Consider the following 19414-nt stretch of genomic DNA (forward strand, 5'->3'; position numbering starts at 1 on the left):
GTCACGCCGAATCCGGAGCGTGCTCGAAACTGCTGGAAGTGATCAAAGCAGTCGGGGAGGCTCCCGGAAGAAAGGTGGTCCCGAAGGGGGACACTGAGCACCGAGCCATGGCGGCTTCGGATGCGCACTTGAGATTAACACTACCGGATCCAACAGACATTCCCCCTCTCAATCACCGGCTGTCGCGCCCTGCCCGCGCGGGCGGCCTGCCCTGGCCGCCCGCCCGGGACCGGCCGGGCCCCGTCCGACGGCTCAGCCGCCCTGGGTGCCCAGCGGGAGTACGCTCGCGCCCGCGGCGTCGAGGGCCAGCCGGGTTGCGGCCCACCCCTCCCCCGCGAGCTGCGCGACCTTGTCGGCCGCGCCGTTGTCGACCAGCGCAAGGACCGTCGGGCCCGCGCCGGAGATGACCGCGGGGATGCCGTCCGCCCGCAGCCGGCCCACCAGTGCCACGCTCTCGGGCATCGCCGGGGTCCGGTAGTCCTGGTGGAGCCGGTCCTCGGTGGCCGCCAGGAGGTACTCGGGGCGCCTGGTCAGGGCTTCCACGAGCAGGGCGGCCCGGCCCGCGTTGACCGCCGCGTCCACGTGCGGGACCGTACGCGGCAGCAGGCCGCGCGCGGTCTCCGTCAGGACGGGCTTGGAGGGGACGAAGACCACCGGAACGACGGAGTCGGCGGGCTCCATCCGGATCGCCTTCGCACTGCCCCCGTCCATCCAGGCCAGGGTGAAGCCGCCGAGCAGACAGGCGGCGACGTTGTCGGGGTGACCCTCGATCTCGGTGGCGAGTTCGAGCAGCGCCGCGTCGTCGAGCCTGGCCTCGCCGCCTATGGTCACGGCGCGGGCGGCCACGATGCCCGCGCAGATGGCGGCGGAGGAGGAGCCGAGGCCGCGGCCGTGCGGGATGCGGTTCGCACAGACGACCTCAAGGCCCCGGGGCTGCCCGCCCAGCAGGTCGAAGGCGGTGCGCATCGACCGTACGAGGAGGTGGCTCTCGTCCCGCGGGAGGCTGTCGGCGCCTTCACCCGCGAGGTCGATGTCCAGGCCGGAATCGGCCACGCGGACCACGACGTCGTCGTAGAGCCCCAGGGCGAGTCCGAGGGTGTCGAAACCCGGGCCGAGGTTGGCACTACTGGCGGGGACGCGCACCCGTACGGCGGCGGCGCGGAACGCTGGACCGGCCATCGTCCGATGACACTCCTTGTGACTGTGCGAGGACTTCGCTCTTCGCTGGCTCGCTGTGAATGTACTGGAGAACGCACGACACCCGAAGGCCCCCGGGGCAGCACCGCGGCATATGCGCGGTGGCGGATGTCAGGACAGCGTATCGAAGGAAGGTTCCCCCGCGACATAGGGCGCACACGAGGCGCACGATGCGTGTCGCGGGCATCCGCCGCACTTTTGTCGTCGTACGGGGTGAGTTGCCGGGTTCCGGACCGCTCCGGAACCCGGCTCTCGGGCGGTGCGTCAGACCAGGCCGAGGCGGACCGCGGCGGCCTCGGCGTCCACCGGCACGGTGACCGGCTGCGGAGCACCGGCGACCGCCCAGTCGGGGTCCTTCAGACCGTTGCCGGTGACGGTGCACACGATCGTCTGGCCGGGGTCGACCAGACCGAGCTCGGCGGCCTTGAGCAGGCCCGCCACCGAGGCGGCCGAGGCCGGCTCGACGAAGACGCCCTCCTGCGCGGCCAACAGCCGGTAGGCGGCCAGGATCTGTCGGTCCGTCACCTCGTCGATGAAACCGCCCGACTCCTCGCGTGCGGCGAGCGCGAACTCCCAGGACGCCGGGTTGCCGATCCGGATCGCGGTGGCGATGGTCTGCGGCTCCTTGACGACCTCGCCGCGCACGATGGGCGCGGACCCGGAGGCCTGGAAACCCCACACGCGGGGCGTACGGGAGGCCAAGCCGTCGGCCTTGTACTCCTTGAAGCCCTTCCAGTACGCGGTGATGTTGCCGGCGTTGCCGACGGGCAGCACGTGGATGTCGGGGGCGTCGCCGAGCGCGTCGACGATCTCGAACGCGGCCGTCTTCTGACCCTCGATGCGCACCGGGTTCACGGAATTGACCAGCGCCACCGGGTAGTTGTCGGACAGCGCGCGGGCCAGGTCCAGGCAGTCGTCGAAGTTGCCGTCCACCTGGAGGATCTTGGCCCCGTGCACGAGGGCCTGGCCCATCTTGCCCAGCGCGATCTTCCCGCGGGGCACGAGCACCGCGCAGACCATCCCGGCGCGCACCGCGTACGCGGCCGCCGAGGCCGAGGTGTTGCCGGTGGAGGCGCAGATGACCGCCTTGGCGCCCTCCTCCTTGGCCCGGGTGATCGCCATGGTCATGCCGCGGTCCTTGAAGGACCCGGTGGGGTTCGCGCCCTCGACCTTCAGGTGCACCTCGCAACCGGTGCGCTCGGAGAGCACCTGCGCGGGGACGAGGGGAGTACCGCCCTCGCGGAGCGTGACCACAGGAGTCGCGGCCGTGACCGGCAGGCGGTCCCGGTACTCCTCGATGATGCCGCGCCACTGGTGGGTGCGATTGCTGCTCATGGGCCCTTACTCCCCTTCAACACGCATGATGCTGGCGACACCGCGCACGGTGTCCAGCTTCCGCAGCGCCTCGACGGTCCCGGAAAGGGCGGCGTCGGGTGCGCGGTGGGTGACGACCACGAGGGAGGCCTCGTTGCCGACCCCGTCCGGACGTCCTTGCTGTCGTACGGTATCGATGGACACGCCGTGCTCGGCGAACGTGGTCGCCACCTGGGCGAGCACGCCCGGCTTGTCCGCCACGTCCAGGCTGATGTGGTAGCGGGTGACGACCTCGCCCATGGCGCTGACCGGCAGCTGGGTGTACGCCGACTCGCCCGGCCCCGTCGCCTCGGCGAGCTTGTTGCGGCACACGGCCACCAGGTCGCCGAGGACCGCCGAAGCAGTCGGCGAGCCGCCCGCCCCCGGCCCGTAGAACATCAGCCGCCCGGCCGCCTCGGCCTCGACGAAGACCGCGTTGTACGCCTCGCGGACGGAGGCCAGCGGATGCGTCAGCGGGATCATCGCCGGATGCACGCGCGCGGTGACGGACGCGCCGTCCGCGGCGCGCTCCAGGATCGCCAGGAGCTTGATGGTGCAGCCCATCCGCTTGGCGGAGGCGAAGTCGGCGGAGCTGACCTCGGTCATGCCCTCGCGGTAGACGTCGTCCAGGCGGACCCGGGTGTGGAAGGCGATGCCGGCCAGGATCGCGGCCTTGGCGGCCGCGTCGTAGCCCTCGACGTCGGCGGTGGGGTCCGCCTCGGCGTACCCGAGGGCGGTGGCCTCGTCGAGCGCCTCCTGGTACCCGGCGCCGGTGGAGTCCATCTTGTCGAGGATGAAGTTCGTGGTGCCGTTGACGATGCCGATCACCCGGTTGATCTTGTCCCCGGCGAGGGACTCGCGCATCGGGCGGACCAGCGGGATGGCGCCGGCGACGGCCGCCTCGTAGTAGAGGTCCAGCCCGTGCTGCTCGGCGGCGGCGTGCAGAGCCGCGCCGTCCTGGGCGAGCAGCGCCTTGTTCGCCGAGACCACCGACGCACCGTTCTCGAAGGCGGTGGTGATCAGCGTACGGGCGGGCTCGATGCCCCCGATGACCTCGATGACCACGTCGATGTCGCCCCGTTTGAGGAGGGCGGTCGCATCGGTGGTGATGAGCGCCGGGTCGATGCCCTCGCGCACCTTGGAGGGGCGGCGCACGGCGACGCCCGCGAGCTCGACGGGCGCGCCGATCCGGGCCGTCAGATCGTCGGCGTGCGTCGTCATGATGCGAGCCACCTCTGAGCCGACCACTCCACAGCCCAGCAGCGCCACCTTCAGCGGACGCGTACGCATCATTCGACCTACGCCTTTCGATCTTCCATCAGTACCCGGCGCGCGGTTTGCCCGCCGGGTGTGAACCAGTCTCACTCAATGGACAGCAGTTTCCATCCCCGGTCCATTGAGTGAGACACCTATTTCATCATCCGAGGTCCAGGCGCAGGAGATCTTCCTCCGTCTCGCGGCGCACGATCACCCGAGCCTCACCGTCGCGCACCGCCACCACCGGCGGGCGCAGCGCGTGGTTGTAGTTGCTCGCCATGGAGCGGCAGTACGCGCCGGTCGCCGGGACCGCCAGCAGGTCGCCCGGGGCCAGGTCGGCGGGCAGGAACGCGTCCTTGACCACGATGTCCCCGCTCTCGCAGTGCTTGCCGACGACCCGCACCAGCACCGGTTCGGCGTCGGAGCGGCGCGAGACCAGGGAGATGGAGTACTCGGCGTCGTAGAGGGCCGTGCGGATGTTGTCGGACATGCCGCCGTCGACGCTGACGTACGTCCGCAGCCCCTCCAGCGGCTTGATGGTGCCGACCTCGTACAGGGTGAAGGCGGTCGGGCCGACGATGGCCCGGCCCGGCTCCACGGAGATCCGCGGGGCCCGCAGCCGCGCCGCCTCGCACTCCCGGCCCACGATCTCGGTCAGCGCCTTGGCGATCTCGTGCGGTTCGCGCGGGTCGTCGTCGGAGGTGTAGGCGATGCCGAGGCCGCCGCCGAGGTCGATCTCGGGCAGCTCGACCCCGTGCTCGTCCCGTACGGCCGCCAGCAGCTGCACCACGCGCCTGGCGGACACCTCGAAACCGGCCATGTCGAAGATCTGCGAGCCGATGTGGGAGTGGATGCCGAGCAGCTCCAGGGAGTCGTGCCCCAGTACGCGGCGCACCGCCTCGGCGGCGGAGCCGTCGGCCACGGCGATGCCGAACTTCTGGTCCTCGTGGGCGGTGGCGATGAACTCGTGGGTGTGCGCCTCCACACCGACCGTCACCCGGATCTGCACGGGCTGGCGCACCCCGAGCCCACGGGCGACGTGCGCGACGCGGGCGATCTCCTGGAAGGAGTCGAGGACGATGCGCCCGACCCCCGCCTCCACGGCGCGGGTGATCTCCGCGACGGACTTGTTGTTGCCGTGGTAGGCGATCCGCCCGGCGGGCATGTCGGCGGCGAGGGCGGTGGTCAGCTCACCGGCCGAGCACACGTCGAGGTTCAGTCCCTCCTCCCGCAGCCACTTCACGACGGCCTTGGAGAGGAAGGCCTTCCCGGCGTAGAACACGTCGGCGTCCTTGCCGAAGGCGTGGGCCCAGGCACGGCAGCGGGCCCGGAAGTCCTCTTCGTCGAGGATGTAGGCGGGGGTGCCGAACTCCTCGGCGAGCGCGGTCACTTCCCTGCCGCCGACGGAGACGACACCGTCGTCCCCGCGGCGCACGGTCCGGGCCCAGACCTTCTCGTCGAGGGCGTTCAGGTCGGCGGCCGGCGGGGAATAGTGCCCCTCGGGCAGGACGTCGGCGTGACGGGGCCCGGCGGGGTGCGCAGAACGGCTCATCGGTTTCTTTGTCTCTCTTCGCAGGTCACAGGCGTTCGGGTGCGTCTATGCCGAGGAGGGCCAGGCCGCCGGCCAGCACCGTCCCGGCGGCTTCGGCAAGAGCCAGCCGGGCGCGGTGGGCGGCCGAGGGTTTCTCGTCCCCGCGGGGCAGCACGGGGACCCGGTACACGAAGTCGAGCAGGGCGTCGGCCAGCTCGACGAGGTACCGGACGAGCCGCTCGGGGGCCTGGTGGTGGGCGGCGGCTTCGAGGACGAGGGGGTACTCCGACAGCACCCGCAGCAGGGCGGGTGCGTCGACCTCCCCGACCGCGGGCGAGAACCCGAGGTCGGCGGCGTTGCGCAGGAGGGCCCGGCTGCGGGCGTGGGCGTACCGCACGCGGAAGAACTCGTTCTCCTCACCCTGGACCAGGAGGACCGGGGAGAAGACGGGGGTCTCGCGGGGTGCGACGGCGAGCATGGCCCAGCGGGCCGCGTCGGGCCCGTAGCGCGCCGACACGTCGCCGTCACGCCGGGCGACGGGGGCGGGGGCCGGGGTGGGGTCGGGGGTGGGGGCCGCGGTCGGGGCCGGGGCGGGGGCCGCGGTGGGAGGGAGCCCCTGGCTGCCCCGGATCCGCAGCACGGCCTCACGTACGACCTGCTCCCGGGAGGCGCTGGGCGCGGCGGGAGTGGGGGGGAGGGGGGTGTGGGCAGGGGTGGCGGGGGTGGGCCGGGCTGCATGGAGGGCGGCGGCGCGGACGGCCTCGGCAACGGACGGCGGGACCAGCACGAAGTTCAGGAACCCCGCGCCGGTGATCTCCACCTGCCGGATCCCGGGCTCGGCACCGAGCCGCCGGGCGAGGAGCCGTGCGACCTCGGCGGGACGGAGCCCGGCACGCTTGGCCACCTGGAAGGCGACGGGGGTGGCGTACTCCCCCACCCCGCCGGGCCGCGTCCGCTCGACGACGGCCCGCCCCCCGGGCAACGCCGCCCCGCCCGGCAGCTCCCCGTCCTCGACGGCACGGCACACGGCGCGCACGAGCGTACGGGAGAGGTCGGCGGGGGTCACGTGACCAGCCTAGGGGAGAAGCCCCCAGGCCATGCGAAGGGTTTCGCCATGTGAAACCGGGGACTGGGGGCTGGGGCTGAACGCCGAGGTGCCGGGGGCCGAGCGGCTGGAAGCTGAGGAGCTGGGGGCTGGGGGGACCAGGCCGCTGGGGGGGCTCAGCCCGTGCCGCGTCCGGCAGCCGTGCCCTCCCGCTCCTGCCGGTCCTTGCGCGCGGCGAGCCTCCGCACGACCTGCACCAGCTCGGCGGGCTCGAAGGGCTTGGCGACGAACGCGTCCACACCGGCCACGATCCCCGACTCGACCTCGTGGTGCGTACAGGCACTCACGATCGCCACCGGCACGTGCCGGGTCCGCGGATCGGCCCGCAGCTGCGCAGCGGTGGCGAACCCGTCGAGCCGCGGCATGACCACATCAAGGGTGATCACGTCAGGACGCACCTGCTCCACCACGTCCAGGCATTCGGCACCATCGTTCGCGGTCACGACCTCGAAGCCCTCCAGCTCGAGGTTGACCTTGATCAGCTGCCGGATGACCTTGTTGTCGTCGACAACAAGCACCCGGCCCGAGACGCCTGGCACAACTCGAGAGTAGGTCGAGCCGAGCCCCCGCGTCCGGGTTTTCGCCACTTCCACCCCGCCCGGGCGACGCGGCCCTCCATCCCCCTCAAACCGGTTCCTGATCACCCCGGGGAAGCTGGTAGTGTTCAACCCGTCGCAGCAACACCAGCGACACGCCCCCGTAGCTCAGGGGATAGAGCAACGGCCTCCGGAGCCGTGTGCGCAGGTTCGAATCCTGCCGGGGGCACTCCAGTCGGAACAACGCGATCAAGTCGCTGACCAGCTGAAGTGCCAAGCATGAAGGCCCGAACTCAGTCCCACTGAGTCCGGGCCTTTGTCGTTGTTACGCACTGGTCCCGTCCGGGGAGCGTGTGGACCCATGGCCGGCACTCCGACACCTTCAACGATCACAGCACCTGCAGGACGGACGTCCGCTGGCGTTCCACGCTCGGCCCCGGTACTGCCGGCCTGGGCCGTTGACATCCGCGCCGGGGGATCGTGGTCTGGGCTCCCGCAAGCCTCTGCGGATCGGCGCACGTCGGCGGATGCGGTGCACCGCAAGACGGCGGGGCACCTTCACACCGGCCAGGCGTATGCGGGTGCTCCGACGCGCGCCAAAGCGTACGGCTCCGCAGGCGACTACGGGACAGCCCCGGGATACGACCGTAATGAGGCCGCCGAAGAGTGTCGCCCACGTGATCCTAGGTATGCCGTAGGTGTATTGATCACGAGCGTTGTTGACACTCGGCAGGTCTTGCGACAAGAGGGGAGCGCTGAGGCGCGCGCCATCTGGCCAGAATGACCAATCGGCTGGGCACGTTCGGGGGTTAAGTCCCTTGTAATAGGCGTACTTGATGCTGCGGCAACTCTCCCTCGAACACCTCGGCGCACCGGCTCCGTCGTGCCTCTCCCGGGCCCCGCGATTCAAGGGGCTGCCGCATCACCGACATCCACTGAACCGACTTGGAGCCCTGACTTCAGGAGCACCGGTATGCAGTGCCGTCTGCACGGTGGGATGCTGAGGGTATGCCCTTGCGCCCGGCAATAACTCGCGACGGTGCGTTCTGTTTATAGGAGTAACTCCGCTCACATCGGTGGTGTGTCTCGATGGGCCGACTCTTCCACTGCACCCGAACCTTCATGGCAGCGCTGGCCATAGCAGCGCCCACCGGGCTCACATACCAAGCCGAGGCAGTGAGCCATCGCGCTCCGACAGGAACTTACGTCGATTGGGACAACAACTTTTACTTGCAGGTCAAGGCAGCCCCGGGAAAGAACAACGTCATCATCATCCACGGGATAGTCGACGAGAATGGTCTCGGCACCGTGCACGTCTTCGATGACGGCGATGCAGTGACGGGTCCGCTCGGCGATAGGGACATCAACATCCCGGCGGATGCCAACGTCTTCAGAGTTAACGTGGAAGCCGGAGACGGGGACGACCGAGTTTACAACTTCACCAGCCTCAGACCCACACTGCACGGTGGTCCTGGCAATGACTATCTCTACAGCGGCAGCTCCGCTGACAAGATGTGGGGCGACGCCGGAGACGACCAGCTCGACAGCCGAAGCCATAGTGATGTGCTATTTGGCGGAAGCGGAAATGACATCATTGACGGCGGCGACGGCAGCGATGTCGCGGACGGTGAAGCTGGAAATGACACCTGCATCAATGTCGAGGCAACAGTCTCGTGTGACTGACAGTCGCCTGCACCGAAGTGCCAAGCGTGAAGGCTCGGATTGCACTGTTGCTACGCGCTGGACCCTGTGAGGGGCGCACCTCCGGTGGAGGCATCGCTGATCACCCGTCGGGCGCGCTCGTAGAACCGCTCGCGCGTCCCGACCAGCCTTGCGGCTTCCGGGCGGGTGGTCAAATTCGACAAGGCTTCAGCGGTGCCGGCTGCCCGGTCTCCGTAAGCCACAAAAGGCAGCGTTGGCCCGCTGCCGGAGCTCCAGGTCCGGTATTGCCTGGATGACGGGCAGGGCGTCGTCGTGGTGCCGGCGGACGGCGGCGGAGCACTCGTCGTACAGGAGCGTGGCGGCCATCGTGTCCGCGGCTCCCGTGGCCCCACCGATCTTCGCCCGGAAGTCCTGGAGCATCATCGAGATTGTTGTAGAGGTGCGATCACCCCATCGCGAATGCGCTACTCGTGCGACAGCTTGGCTTGGTGCTCGCGCTTGGCCGCCTCCTGAGTATCGGCGTGCTCTTGCCTCCTCCTCTCAGGCCGTCCAGTGAAGTAGTGGGTGATCCAGGCGGCAGCGGCCGAGCTGATGAGCACAGCTCCGGCGGAGATGGCAGCCGTGACCCACTGACTGTCCTGCACCACCGTCGTGGTCACGGACCCCGTCGTGGTCGTCGTCTGTCGGCCGACGCACCCGGATATGACCAACAGGATCCCCAACAGCCCTCATCGGCTCGTCACTTGTCGCACGAGCGTAGATTGGTGTGCGCCATTCCTCGTGGTCACAGGGGTTCTGCCCATCCCATGGCTTTCGCGATCTTCGCGCTGTTCAGCTCCTCGTGGCCGCTGATGCAGCCTTCGTATCGCGGATAAATGACCTCCGGTGAGTTGCCAGCGCGGTGAAGTAGTGCCCCAGCCGGTCTCGCCCCAGCTGCAGTGGAGCCGTCACCCAGGCATCCGCTCAGGCGACACCCACAGCTCCCGTGCCGTGGCTGGCATCCAAGCATGGGCTCCGAACGCTCACTTGGCGACGACCCTGTCAACACCTCGGGCGACGAGCTCAACAGGCGCACCTACGCCGATCACGCGGTGCGGGTGAGGGTGGCGGCCAATGCGCGGGCGCTCTCGGGGGCGCCGCGACCCGGTTCACCGTAGGCGGCGTGAGCGTGGTCCAGGGTGGGCAGGAGGCTCGGGGCTCGGTCGGTGGGAGCGCGCTCTAGGAGCGTGGTGCCCGTTTCGGCTTCCTGGGTGGGGGCGTAGCCGGCCGTGCGGAGGGCTGACAGTGTCTCCTCCGGCGGGGCCGTGGAGATCAGGACCGTGGGGGCGATCCGGCGAAGGCGGAGTTTGGCCAGGCCGCGGGACTGGGCCACCTCGGCGATCAGGGCGGTGTCGTCGGAGCGGATGCAGCAGGCGGAGCGGACGACCTTGAGTTGTCCGTGGGTGCGGGCGGTGTCCTTGATCGTGTAGGCCAGTGGTTGGGGGAGGGGGGTGTCGCGCTCACTTGCCGCCGTGAGGCGGTCGAGGAGTTCGTCCGCGCTCCACCCGGTGTCCAGGGCCCGGCGGATGGAGGCTGCCGTGATGCGCCAGACCACCGCGTGCCCCTCGGACTCGATGTCGCCGACGGCGGAGAGCAGGTCGGCGAGGGCGGGCGCGGGCGCCCCGTGACCGTGGCGGTCTGGTCGCTCTGGAAGCGGGCCTTGTCGCTGGGGCCGGGCAGCGCTGCGTACAGCTCCTCGCGGAGGGTGGTCACCGCCTGCGCCAGGGTGGGGCGGAGGGCGAGGTCTTCGCCCAGGCCCTCCGAACCGCGGGCGGACGGGTCGGCGCCCGCTCCGGGCACTGCCGGATAGTGGTGGGCGGCTCCCGCCTCCAGCAGCCGGCACAGGGACCGCCCGACGGGGGTGAGCGCGCCGTGGGCCACCACGCCGAGCAGGGCCGCCTCGGTCAGGGTGGCCGCCATGCGGTCGAGGACTCCGTCCAGGCCGGTCAGCTCCCCAGTGGCGTCTGCGGCCAGGTGAGCGCGCAGGGCGGGCTGGAACCATGCGGCCGAGGAGAGGAGTTCGGTGTATCCGCGCGCGTTCGAGGGCAGCCCGTGTCCGTCGGGGAGGATGGCAAGCGCTCGTAGGACCCCGGTGCGGAGGGTCACGGCGTCCTCGTCCTGCGGGCTGATGAGCGCGACCGGGGTCTCGTCGGGGTCCGGCCAGTGGCTGAGTACTGCCGGGACCACGGCCCAGGCGGCCAGCAACGGCAGCAGCTTGCCCGCTGCGGGGGCGGCGGCCCAGGCGTCGTAGCGGTCACTCGGCAACAGCCGGGCGGAGGGCTTGGGGGCCTTGGGGTTCCGGCGGCCGCGGGAAGCGGGGGCCGGTTCGTCGTCCTGAGGCGCGGCCAGGCCGGCGCTCACCGCGAGGTCCAGCCACAGCCGGGTGTCTGCCTCATCGGCCCCGGCCGCCTTGGCCAGCCTCCGGGTGTCCCGTACGGCGATCCCGCCCGCCTTGCGGATCGCGACCGGCTGGGCGGCCAGCGCCCGCAGTACCAGTTCGGCCCGCCAGGCGGCCGCCGCGGCGGCCGTGCCACCCTCGCCCTCCCAGCCGGACGGCAGCGGCGCGGTGGCGGTGAACGGCTCTGGTTCCAGCCGGGGGCTGGGCGCCGCGCCCGCATCGCGGAGCGCACGGGCGACCTCGTACGGAAGTTCCACCAGGTCGAGGCCGGAGGGGATCAGCAGTCCGCGTCCGGCCAGCCAGTCGGTGCCCTCGTCGCCGCTGCCGCCCTCTCGGAAGACGTACTTGGCGTCCGGGCCCGCGTACTGCGACCCGTACCGGCCGACGAAGCAGTGGGTCCGCAGCAGCGGCGGGCCGGACACCAGGTGGTCCAGCAGCTCCAGCGCCCGGACCGGGGCGTCCGCCACCAGTGCCCGCACCCGGGCGGGATCGGCGAGCAGAGCGGTGATCATCTCCTGGGCCTGGTCGCGGGTACGGGCCGCCCCCTCGCCGAAGAGGTTTGCGGCGATCCGCTTGACCTCGGGGGCGTTGTAGGCGGTGGTCAGCAACCGGTCGGCCGTACGACCGTAACCGTCGAACCCGGCGGCGCGGACGTGCAGCAGTGGTGGGAGCGCCAGTCGGCCCTTGGGCGCGGGGAGCAACAGCGCGCGCTCCCGCAGTCGGGTGAGTGTGTGTTCCGCCCGCTGCCGCTTCTCCCCCGGCTCGAACCAGGACAGTACGTCCCGTTCAGGCACCAATCGGTCCGCGGGTTCCACCGAGGGAACGGGCTTCCGCTGTTGCCAGGGATATCGGGGCCCGTCCTCGGCCTCGCCACCGGCTGCGGGGCCGTGCCGCTCCAGAGCAAGGGCGGCGATGGAAGCAAGCAATTCCAGTTCTCCGGCGGTGCCCGCCATCAGGCCCCGGACCACCGACTCGTCAGTGAGCAGGTGTTCGGCGAGCTCACGAAGGGTGGTGATCTTTCGGTACCCGGCGGCGAGCGGCAGATCGCGCTCTTCCAGCAACGCGGCCAGCCGCTGAGGATCCAGGGTTCCCAGCCATTTCACAAGGGCGGTACGCGCATCCACCCGGTCAGGCTAGCGCCGTCCGGTCACCCCGCGGGGGTGAACCCGGCCGCGTCACCACCCTCCCGGTTTCCCTGACCACTGCCAGGCGCGAACAAGGTCCTCCGGACCCCGATGCGCCGCAAGAGGCAGATCGTCCTCAACACCACAGCGGGACACCGCCACCAGCGCCGTGTCCGGCTCGGCACCGGGCACGGCGGGCATGTCCCGCACCAGGGCGTCGTACTCGCGCCGGCCGGACGGCTGCGGCTCCACTTCTCGCGCAGAAAGTCTCGGCATCCCATCCCCGGCCGCCAGGACTGAATGATCTCCGGGAACCCACCGGTGATGAGCAGCGCGTCCACCGCTTCCACCGCGTCAAGGCCGGTCATGGCCTGCACATCGGCCTGATGCAGCGGATGTACGGTCATCTTGGCCGCCCGGCCAGAGAAGGGGCGGCCACAGGACTGCAGCGCGTCCATCACCGACATGTCACTGCCGACCAGGATCAGCAGGACGGGCTTGGCGGACAAGTGCCGGTCCCAGACCGTCTGCAGCGCCCCCTCGGACCCCCGTCCTGTTCCACCAGCCACGGCACCTCGTCGATCACCGCAATGCTCGGGGCGTCGTCCGGAGCCGCGACTGCGAGGGAACGCAGCGCCTGGTTCCAGTCGGTGGTCTGCAGCCCGGCCACCAGCTCGGCCCCAGGAAGAGGGGAATGCGCCAGCGTCGCGGGGAAGTCCGGCTGCTCGGCCATGGCGTTGCGTCCCCGGGTCGCCTGGAAGACCACGTACGGCAGCCCGGAACGGTCGCAGAATTGCTGGACCGGACGAGACTTGCCCACCGAAACTTGCCCACCCGGCGTCGGCCCGTCACGACCACCCCCTGACCACGCGTGGCCTCCGTACCGCACCCCCCCCCCGGCTGCCGAGTCAACTGGTCCAGTGAGGGCAGGGGCCCTTCGTGCCGTGGTGTTTCACGGGGTTTCCCTGGTCGTCGAACCAGGTCATCGGTTTGACCTGGGCCTTGAGTTCTCTGCGCTGCTCGAAGAGCCGGGGTGGACAGCACGTCTTCTTGTTCACCTGGGTGTCGCGCAGGGCCACGATGTCCCGCATCTCCGCGCGGCCCAGATTGGCACTGAGGAGGAGGGCTCCGGACAGGTCGGCCTTGCGGAAACTGGCCGTCTCCAGGTTGGCTCCGGTGAAGTCGGCGCCCCGCAGGTCGGCGCCGTCGAAGTCCGCTCCCAGGAGTTCTGCGTCGCGGAAGCTGATCTCCCGCAGGTCGAGGCCGCTGAAGTCGGCGCCTTTCATTCTCTTGCCCGTGAAGTGCATGCCGGCCAGAGACCGGTTCCCGGGGGTGAACCCGGGGATGCTTTCGGCGATCTCCACGTTGGCTCGCCATACAGCGCGTTCCTGTGCGGCGACGAAGCCCTTCTCCAGGAACAGCACGCTCAGCCCGACCGCGAAGCCGGTGATCAGGCCGCCGCCGATGCCGGAGAGGACTTCCACGCGTGCGGTCGTGCCTTCAGGACCCTTCTTGGCCATGTGCCATCCGTAGGCCGCGAGCCCGATGCCCACGACGATCAGAGCCAGTACCGCTGCGACGCGTTCGAGGCCGACACCACCCATGACGCTCCCTCATGATCCGTGCGCGGACGGTCTATGCATCACCGCCCGCGACCCACCTGCAACGGGCCGATCGGATGACCGTCCAGTCGGCGGAGGCCCCGGCGTGGGGGTCCGGTGGTCTGTACGAGGGGGTGGGGGTGGGTCTGTGGGATCGGGGGATGGGTGGGGGCGGGGGGCGTGCGTAGGGTGGGGAATGAGGCTGCATGGTGCTATTGACCTGGTGCTTTGCGGAGTGGGCTCTTTCGGGATGGGGCGGCACGGATGCGTGAGCTGGTGGAGACGGCACAGCAGTGGGTGGCCGAGGGGCGGGCCGGGTTCCTGGCCCGGCCCGTCACCGAGCAGGGGTTCGGGCCGCGGGATCCGGCCGGGGCCGTCCTCGTCGATGCGCGGGGGGAGTGTGTCGGCGCCCTGTACCGGGGGGTGTTCGACGCCGAGCTCGTCGCCGAGGCGGGGGCCATGGCCGAGGGGGACACGGCGCGGGTGTGCGAGGTGTCCGTGCGGGGCGCCGAGGCCGTCGCGGCGCGGCTGACCTGTGGCGGGCAGGCGGAGATCCTGCTGCAGCCGCTGTCGGCGATCCCGGCCGAGTGGTGGGAGCTGCTCGGCGACGGGGCCGGGGTGGCGCTGGTGACCCGGTTGAACGAGGCGGCGGACCAGGCGCGCAGCGAGGCCGTACGGGCGACGGACGCGCCGCGGGACGATGCGGGGCGGCGGGCCGGGGAGCTGCTGGGGACGCGCCGGCCCGGGCGGGACGCGCTGTACGGGCAGTCGGGGCTGGTGCTGGTGGAGGCGTACCCATCGGCTCCGTACGTGGTCATCGGCGGTGCCGGAGAGCTCGCCGAGATCATCGAGCGGCAGGCGGCCCTGCTGGGGTGGGGTGCGCAGATCGTGGAGTCCGCGGCCCAGGCCCGCGAGGTGCTCGAAGGCCACCGGGACGCCGCCTGCCTGGTGCTGCTCAGCCACGAGCCCGACTTCGACGTGCCGACGCTGCGGGCGGCGCTGGCGCTCGGCATCCCGTACGTGGGGGCGCTCGGCTCGCGGCGGACGACGGCGCGACGACGGGAGGGCCTGGTCGCCGCGGGGGTGGGCGAGGCGCAGCTGGCCCGGGTGCACGGGCCGATCGGGCTGGACCTCGGCGCCCGGACGCCGGCCGAGACGGCGCTGGCCATCTGCGCCGAGATCGTGGGGGTGCTCAGCGGCCGGGACAGCCGGGCGCTGCGCGACTCCGACGGCCCCCTGCGCGGCTGAGCGCACTGTCGCAGGTCACTGGTCGCCGGTCACTGGTCGCCGGTCGTCCATCCCGGCTCGTCGCCCGGTTTTGCTCGCTGTTCGGCTCTGCTCGTTGCCCGGCTCTGCTCGTCGTCCGGTTCCGTCGGAGCATCGCCCTGCCCCGCGGGGAACGGGTGGGCGCGGTGCGGCCGCTCGGCTCAGTCGCCCAGCGCCTTCTTCAGTTGCGCCTTGTTCATGTCCGAGCGGCCGGGGACGTTGCGGCGGCGGGCCTCCGCGTAGAGCTGGTTATACGTGGGGCCCTGGGCGCCCGAGTGGGAGTGCAGGCCGCCGCGGCGGGAGGAGGACATGTCCTCCAGGGACTCCTTGCTCGCCGTCCGGGACTCGCCGGCGCGGGCGCGTTCCTTGTTGACCGTCCGCGCGGCAATCTCCTCGGCCCGTTTCTCCGGCACGCCGCGCTGCTCGGCGCTCTCCTTGATGTGCTCGTACTGGCGTTCTCGTTTGGGGGAAGATCCGCGGGGCATTTCGGGGCCTCCTTCGGCGTACGGGGCGTGTTGCGCTGCCCCGGACGTGTACCCCGGCTGCCGCAAGGTATCCGGTCCACGGTGGCGCATATCGGACCAATGTGCGGGAAAATGGGCGTATGGACATGTTCCTCAGCGTGGACTCGACCCTCACCGACATCGCGTGGTTCCTGATCGTCGGCATCATCGTGGCGGGCTTCCTCCTCGGCGCCTTCTGGCTGGGCAAGAAGATCCGCGCTCAGGAACCCGCGCCGCCCAGTGCCGAGAGCCAGCCGCACCTGCCGGACGGCGGGGCCGTCTTCGAGGTGCGCGAGGAACGCGACCACGTGGAGTTCCCCAAGGACGGCCTCAGGCCGCACGAGATGCAGGGGTACGGGAACTTCGGCTCCACCACCTCCAGCCACCCGGAGGAGTCCCGGGCCGAGCGGGAGTCCGGGTACAGCCACCCCGACGGCCCGCCGCCGCACCCGCAGCCGGGCTCCCCTCCGGGCACGGGCCGCGGCAACGCCTGATCCTGATCCGGGCTGCCGCAACGCCGGCAACGGGCCTCGGCAACGTCGGCAACGGGCCGCGGCCCACGCCTGGTCCGAGCTGCGGCAACGCCGGTAACGCGCTGCGGCAACGCGGCGCCGCCTGCCCGCCGATCCGACCGGACCTCCGACCCCGGCCCCTTCGCCCGTCGGAGGTCCTCCCCGCTCAGACGTCCTCGCGCAGCCGCAGCACCTCCGGCGGCGGGTGCCGCGCCGAGGCGTGCCGGACCTCGGCTGTCAGCGGCGGGTCCAGCGGCCGGTACGGGACCTCGCCGAGCCCGATCGCCGTGACGGTGGCCTCGGCGGGGGCCGTGGCCGCACGGGCCGCCACCGCCGCGGCCACCTGCGTACGCAGCGCCACGGACAGCGGGCTCGACACCACGGGTGTCTCCTCCCCCACCGGCAGCACCAGCACCAGGGCCAGCGGTCGCCGCGGGGTCCCGGTGTAGCCGACGACGGCCGCGTCGCGCACGTCCGTGTGGCGCAGCTTCTGCCAGCCGCGGCGACCGGCCGGGTAGGCCTGGTCCAGTCGTTTGACGACGAGGCCTTCGATGCCGCTGGCGGGCAGGGTCTCGTACCAGGTCGCGGCCAGTTCCGGGTCGGTGGTCATCGGCACCGGCTGGAGCGGCGGCCCGAGCGGGAGCAGCAGGTCGACCAGGCAGGCCCGCCGGCGTTCGTACGTCCGGGCGCGCAGGTCGAGCCCGGCCAGTTCCAGTACGTCAAAGGCGGCGTAGGAGGCGGGCAGGCTCTGGGCCAGTACGGCGGCCCGTGCGGGCGTGGCGGCGGCCCGGCGCTGTACGAGGGCGAAGTCGGTGCGGCCCGCGTGCCAGACGACGACCTCACCGTCGAGGACCGTGCCGGCGGGCAGCTGCCGGGCGGCTGCGGCCAGGTCGGGGAAGGCGCTGGTGACGATGCGCCCGGAGCGGGCCTGGAGCACCACGTCCTGCTCTGAGCGGACCACCACGAGGCGGTGCCCGTCGAACTTGGGCTCGTAGGCGAGGCCCACCCCGCGCGGCAGGGTGCGTACGGGGGCGGCCAGCGCGACCTGGATCACCGCCCCTCCCGCGGCAGGCTCCCGGCGCGGCCGGGGTCGGTCAGGGGGGCGAAGAGGTCGCCGTCGCGTTCCAGCCGGGGCGCGATGTCGTCGGCGAGGAAGACCAGGTCGGCCGGGCTCCGGCAGGCCTCGACCTCGTCCCAGGACACCGGGGCGGAGACGGTCGGGCGGGCCCGTGCGCGCAGGGTGTAGGGCGCGGCGGTGGTCTTGGCGGCGGCGTTCTGGCTGTGGTCGACGAAGACCTTGCCGGGCCGCAGGGCCTTGGCCATGCGGTGCACGACCAGGTCGGGGAGCTCGCGCTCGGCTTCCTGCGCGAGGCGCTTCGCGTACGCGGACACCTGCGCAGACGCGGTGGGTTCCAGGGCCACGGCCAGGTGGAGGCCTTTGGACCCGGAGGTCTTGGCGTACGCCTCCAGCCCGTCGGCGGCGAGGCGCTCGCGCAGCCACAGCGCGGCGGCGCAGCATTCGACGACGGAGGCGGGCGGGCCCGGGTCGAGGTCCAGGACCAGGCGGTCGGCGATGGCGGGGCGGCCGGCCGTCCACTGGGGGGTGTGGAGCTCCACGACCAGGTTGGCGGCCCACATGAGGGTGGGCAGGTCGGCGACCACCACCTGTTCGGCGGAGAGGTCCTCGGAGCGGGGCACGGGGGTGGTCTTCACCCAGTCGGGCGTGCCGGGCGGCGGGTTCTTGGTGAAGAAGAGCTGGCCGTCGGGGCCGTCGGGATAGCGCAGGAACGAGACCGGGCGGTCGTGGACGTGGGCGAGGAGGGGGCGCGCGACGGTGGCGTAGTAGTGCAGCACCTCGCCCTTGGTGAAGCCGGTCTCCGGGTACAGGACCTTGTCGAGATTGCTGAGCGTGATGCGACGGCCCTCCACCAATGTGATCGGCGTCATACGATGAGACTGCCACGAATCAGGAGGAACCGTGCGATCCATTTGGAACGGGGCGATCTCCTTCGGCCTGGTCAGCATTCCGATCAAGCTCGTGAACGCCACCGAGAGCCATGCGATCTCCTTCCGGCAGATCCACGTCGCCGACGGCGGCCGGATCCGCTACCGCAAGGTGTGCGAGCTGGACGGGGAGGAGCTGTCGAGCGCGGAGATCGGCAAGGGGTACGAGCAGCCCGACGGGTCGATCGTCCCGATCACGGACGCGGACCTGGCGCAGCTGCCGCTGGCGACGGCCCGGACGATCGAGATCATGTCCTTCGTGCCGGCCGACGAGATCGATCCGCTGCAGATGGACGCGGCGTACTACCTGGCGGCGAACGGGGCGACGGCGGCGAAGCCGTACACCCTGCTCCGGGAGGCGCTGAAGCGGAGCCGGAAGGTGGCGATCGCCAAGTACGCGCTGCGCGGACGGGAACGGCTGGGCATGCTGCGCGTCGTCGACGACGTGATCGCGATGCACGGGCTGTTGTGGCCGGACGAGATCCGGGCGCCGGAGGGGGTGGCCCCGGAGGCGGACGTCTCCGTGCGGGAGGCCGAACTCGACCTCGCGGACGCGCTGATGGCGACGCTGGGCGAGGTGGAGATGGCCTCGCTGCACGATGACTACCGCGACGCGGTGGAGGCGATGATCGCGGCGAAGGCGGGCGGGGCATTCGAACCGGAGGAGGCGGCGGTGGCGCCGGCCGGGGGCCAGGTGATCGACCTGATGGCCGCGCTGGAGAACAGCGTCCGCGCGGCGAAGGCCTCGCGGGGCGAGGCGGGCGGCCGGGAGGAGGCCGCGGCGGGGGCCGATGCCGATGCCGCGGCCGCGGCCGGCGGCGGGGCCGGGGCCGAGGTGACGCCGATCCGCCGGAAGGCGGGCGGGACGGCGGGGCGTACGAGTGCGGCGGCGGCGCCGAAGGCGGTGGGCGGGAAGAAGTCGACGGCGACGACGGCGAAGAAGCCCGCGGCAGCCGCGACGAGGAAGACGGCCGTGAAGACGGCGGGTACGGCGAAGACCGCCAAGCCGACCAAGACGGCCAAGACCGCCGCCAAGCCGCCTGCGGACAAGGCTTCTTCGGGCAGGTCCGGCACGGCGGCAGCCAAGAAGGCGGCGGCAGCAGCGAAAAAGCCCGCACCGACCCGCAAACGCACCTCGGCCTGACGGACGCCCACGGTACGGGGGCGCGCCGCGGTACGAGGGCGCGCCGCGGTACGGGGGCGCGGGACGGCGGGACGGCGGGACGGGGGCGCGGGACGGCGGGACGGCGGGACGGGGGCGCGGGACGGCGGGACGGCGGGACGGAGTCGGCGTAGCGGTGGACCGGTGTCGTTGGCCGGGCGCAT

The 19414-nt window shown here is 71.5% G+C and carries 18 protein-coding genes, 1 tRNA gene and 1 pseudogene; 5 read left to right on the forward strand and 15 right to left on the reverse strand.

From position 1 onward, the window contains the following. Positions 1 to 252 precede the first annotated feature (252 nt). The 6 genes from thrB to ACLJTM_RS03835 form a co-directional block, all read right to left on the reverse strand. Complete coding sequence (thrB, locus tag ACLJTM_RS03810; protein ID WP_411101879.1) at positions 253 to 1179, reverse strand: homoserine kinase; 927 nt, start codon at positions 1177 to 1179, stop codon at positions 253 to 255. A 282-nt stretch (positions 1180 to 1461) separates the two neighbouring features. Then, positions 1462 to 2532: a threonine synthase gene (gene thrC / locus ACLJTM_RS03815; RefSeq protein ID WP_411101880.1), complete on the reverse strand. Its 1071-nt coding sequence runs from the start codon at positions 2530 to 2532 to the stop codon at positions 1462 to 1464. A gap of 6 nt (positions 2533 to 2538) precedes the next feature. Beyond that, entirely contained in the window at positions 2539 to 3840 is a 1302-nt protein-coding gene (locus ACLJTM_RS03820; protein WP_411102271.1) for a homoserine dehydrogenase, read from the reverse strand. Between the two features lie 127 nt (positions 3841 to 3967). Continuing rightward, the gene (gene lysA / locus ACLJTM_RS03825) at positions 3968 to 5359 is read right to left on the reverse strand and encodes a diaminopimelate decarboxylase (protein ID WP_411101881.1); all 1392 of its coding nucleotides are present in this window, start codon (positions 5357 to 5359) and stop codon (positions 3968 to 3970) included. A gap of 25 nt (positions 5360 to 5384) precedes the next feature. Beyond that, the gene (gene nrtL, locus ACLJTM_RS03830) at positions 5385 to 6404 is read right to left on the reverse strand and encodes an ArgS-related anticodon-binding protein NrtL (RefSeq protein ID WP_411101882.1); all 1020 of its coding nucleotides are present in this window, start codon (positions 6402 to 6404) and stop codon (positions 5385 to 5387) included. Positions 6405 to 6559: 155 nt separating this feature from the next. Beyond that, positions 6560 to 7030 carry a response regulator gene (locus ACLJTM_RS03835; protein WP_411102272.1) on the reverse strand — a complete coding sequence of 157 codons (471 nt, stop codon included), beginning with the start codon at positions 7028 to 7030 and terminating at the stop codon, positions 6560 to 6562. 106 nt (positions 7031 to 7136) lie between these two features. On the opposite strand from ACLJTM_RS03835, the gene ACLJTM_RS03840 reads away from it, so the two are divergent. Together ACLJTM_RS03840 and ACLJTM_RS03845 are read left to right on the forward strand one after the other, a co-directional pair. Next, positions 7137 to 7208: transfer RNA gene (locus ACLJTM_RS03840), tRNA-Arg, on the forward strand. A gap of 893 nt (positions 7209 to 8101) precedes the next feature. Next, the gene (locus ACLJTM_RS03845; RefSeq protein ID WP_411101883.1) at positions 8102 to 8662 is read left to right on the forward strand and encodes a calcium-binding protein; all 561 of its coding nucleotides are present in this window, start codon (positions 8102 to 8104) and stop codon (positions 8660 to 8662) included. A gap of 186 nt (positions 8663 to 8848) precedes the next feature. Here the strand turns inward: ACLJTM_RS03845 and ACLJTM_RS03850 are convergent, their stop codons facing one another. The 6 genes and pseudogenes from ACLJTM_RS03850 to ACLJTM_RS03875 all read right to left on the reverse strand — a co-directional run bounded on the left by ACLJTM_RS03850 (position 8849) and on the right by ACLJTM_RS03875 (position 13806). Continuing rightward, on the reverse strand, positions 8849 to 9064 hold the full coding sequence (locus ACLJTM_RS03850; RefSeq protein WP_411101884.1) for a hypothetical protein: 216 nt from the start codon (positions 9062 to 9064) through the stop codon (positions 8849 to 8851). 41 nt (positions 9065 to 9105) lie between these two features. Further along, positions 9106 to 9300 (reverse strand): hypothetical protein, encoded by a 195-nt coding sequence (locus ACLJTM_RS03855; protein WP_411101885.1) that lies wholly within the window; start codon positions 9298 to 9300, stop codon positions 9106 to 9108. 425 nt (positions 9301 to 9725) lie between these two features. Beyond that, positions 9726 to 10013 (reverse strand): hypothetical protein, encoded by a 288-nt coding sequence (locus ACLJTM_RS03860; protein ID WP_411102298.1) that lies wholly within the window; start codon positions 10011 to 10013, stop codon positions 9726 to 9728. Between the two features lie 12 nt (positions 10014 to 10025). Further along, positions 10026 to 10682: pseudogene (locus ACLJTM_RS03865) on the reverse strand (helicase-associated domain-containing protein); the annotation flags it as partial. Between the two features lie 1543 nt (positions 10683 to 12225). After that, positions 12226 to 12711, reverse strand: coding sequence for a hypothetical protein (locus tag ACLJTM_RS03870; RefSeq protein ID WP_411101886.1), 486 nt, complete (start codon positions 12709 to 12711; stop codon positions 12226 to 12228). A gap of 399 nt (positions 12712 to 13110) precedes the next feature. Continuing rightward, positions 13111 to 13806: a pentapeptide repeat-containing protein gene (locus tag ACLJTM_RS03875; protein WP_411101887.1), complete on the reverse strand. Its 696-nt coding sequence runs from the start codon at positions 13804 to 13806 to the stop codon at positions 13111 to 13113. A gap of 261 nt (positions 13807 to 14067) precedes the next feature. Here ACLJTM_RS03875 and ACLJTM_RS03880 point away from each other — a divergent pair, with 261 nt between their 5' ends. Further along, positions 14068 to 15051, forward strand: a complete 984-nt coding sequence (locus tag ACLJTM_RS03880) for an XdhC family protein (RefSeq protein WP_411101888.1) — start codon at positions 14068 to 14070, stop codon at positions 15049 to 15051. A 179-nt stretch (positions 15052 to 15230) separates the two neighbouring features. Here ACLJTM_RS03880 and ACLJTM_RS03885 read toward each other — a convergent pair whose 3' ends face one another. Further along, positions 15231 to 15554 (reverse strand): plasmid stabilization protein, encoded by a 324-nt coding sequence (locus tag ACLJTM_RS03885; protein WP_411101889.1) that lies wholly within the window; start codon positions 15552 to 15554, stop codon positions 15231 to 15233. Between the two features lie 119 nt (positions 15555 to 15673). On the opposite strand from ACLJTM_RS03885, the gene ACLJTM_RS03890 reads away from it, so the two are divergent. Beyond that, complete coding sequence (locus tag ACLJTM_RS03890) at positions 15674 to 16066, forward strand: DUF6479 family protein (protein WP_411101890.1); 393 nt, start codon at positions 15674 to 15676, stop codon at positions 16064 to 16066. Positions 16067 to 16250: 184 nt separating this feature from the next. On the opposite strand, the gene ACLJTM_RS03895 is transcribed toward ACLJTM_RS03890, so the two are convergent. Together ACLJTM_RS03895 and ligD are read right to left on the reverse strand one after the other, a co-directional pair. Continuing rightward, positions 16251 to 17135, reverse strand: a complete 885-nt coding sequence (locus ACLJTM_RS03895; protein WP_411102273.1) for an ATP-dependent DNA ligase — start codon at positions 17133 to 17135, stop codon at positions 16251 to 16253. Further along, positions 17135 to 18031, reverse strand: a complete 897-nt coding sequence (gene ligD, locus ACLJTM_RS03900; RefSeq protein ID WP_411101891.1) for a non-homologous end-joining DNA ligase — start codon at positions 18029 to 18031, stop codon at positions 17135 to 17137. Before ligD ends, ACLJTM_RS03895 begins: the two co-directional genes overlap by 1 nt. 31 nt (positions 18032 to 18062) lie before the next feature. Between ligD and ACLJTM_RS03905 the strand changes: the two genes are divergently transcribed. Next, the gene (locus ACLJTM_RS03905) at positions 18063 to 19232 is read left to right on the forward strand and encodes a Ku protein (protein WP_411101892.1); all 1170 of its coding nucleotides are present in this window, start codon (positions 18063 to 18065) and stop codon (positions 19230 to 19232) included. The last annotated feature ends 182 nt before the right edge of the window (positions 19233 to 19414 follow it).

The sequence above is a fragment of the Streptomyces sp. cmx-4-9 genome (assembly GCF_046548835.1).
Lineage (GTDB): Bacteria > Actinomycetota > Actinomycetes > Streptomycetales > Streptomycetaceae > Streptomyces.

Excerpts from the sequence above, each read along its gene's own strand:
- ACLJTM_RS03885 (WP_411101889.1), bottom strand. The coding sequence starts at position 15,554 with ATGCCCCGCGGATCTTCCCCCAAACGAGAACGCCAGTACGAGCACATC.
- thrC (WP_411101880.1), bottom strand. The coding sequence starts at position 2,532 with ATGAGCAGCAATCGCACCCACCAGTGGCGCGGCATCATCGAGGAGTAC.
- ACLJTM_RS03845 (WP_411101883.1), top strand. The coding sequence starts at position 8,102 with ATGGCAGCGCTGGCCATAGCAGCGCCCACCGGGCTCACATACCAAGCC.
- ACLJTM_RS03850 (WP_411101884.1), bottom strand. The coding sequence starts at position 9,064 with ATGATGCTCCAGGACTTCCGGGCGAAGATCGGTGGGGCCACGGGAGCC.
- ACLJTM_RS03890 (WP_411101890.1), top strand. The coding sequence starts at position 15,674 with ATGGACATGTTCCTCAGCGTGGACTCGACCCTCACCGACATCGCGTGG.
- lysA (WP_411101881.1), bottom strand. The coding sequence starts at position 5,359 with ATGAGCCGTTCTGCGCACCCCGCCGGGCCCCGTCACGCCGACGTCCTG.
- ACLJTM_RS03880 (WP_411101888.1), top strand. The coding sequence starts at position 14,068 with ATGCGTGAGCTGGTGGAGACGGCACAGCAGTGGGTGGCCGAGGGGCGG.
- ACLJTM_RS03820 (WP_411102271.1), bottom strand. The coding sequence starts at position 3,840 with ATGCGTACGCGTCCGCTGAAGGTGGCGCTGCTGGGCTGTGGAGTGGTC.
- thrB (WP_411101879.1), bottom strand. The coding sequence starts at position 1,179 with ATGGCCGGTCCAGCGTTCCGCGCCGCCGCCGTACGGGTGCGCGTCCCC.
- ACLJTM_RS03875 (WP_411101887.1), bottom strand. The coding sequence starts at position 13,806 with ATGGGTGGTGTCGGCCTCGAACGCGTCGCAGCGGTACTGGCTCTGATC.
- ligD (WP_411101891.1), bottom strand. The coding sequence starts at position 18,031 with ATGACGCCGATCACATTGGTGGAGGGCCGTCGCATCACGCTCAGCAAT.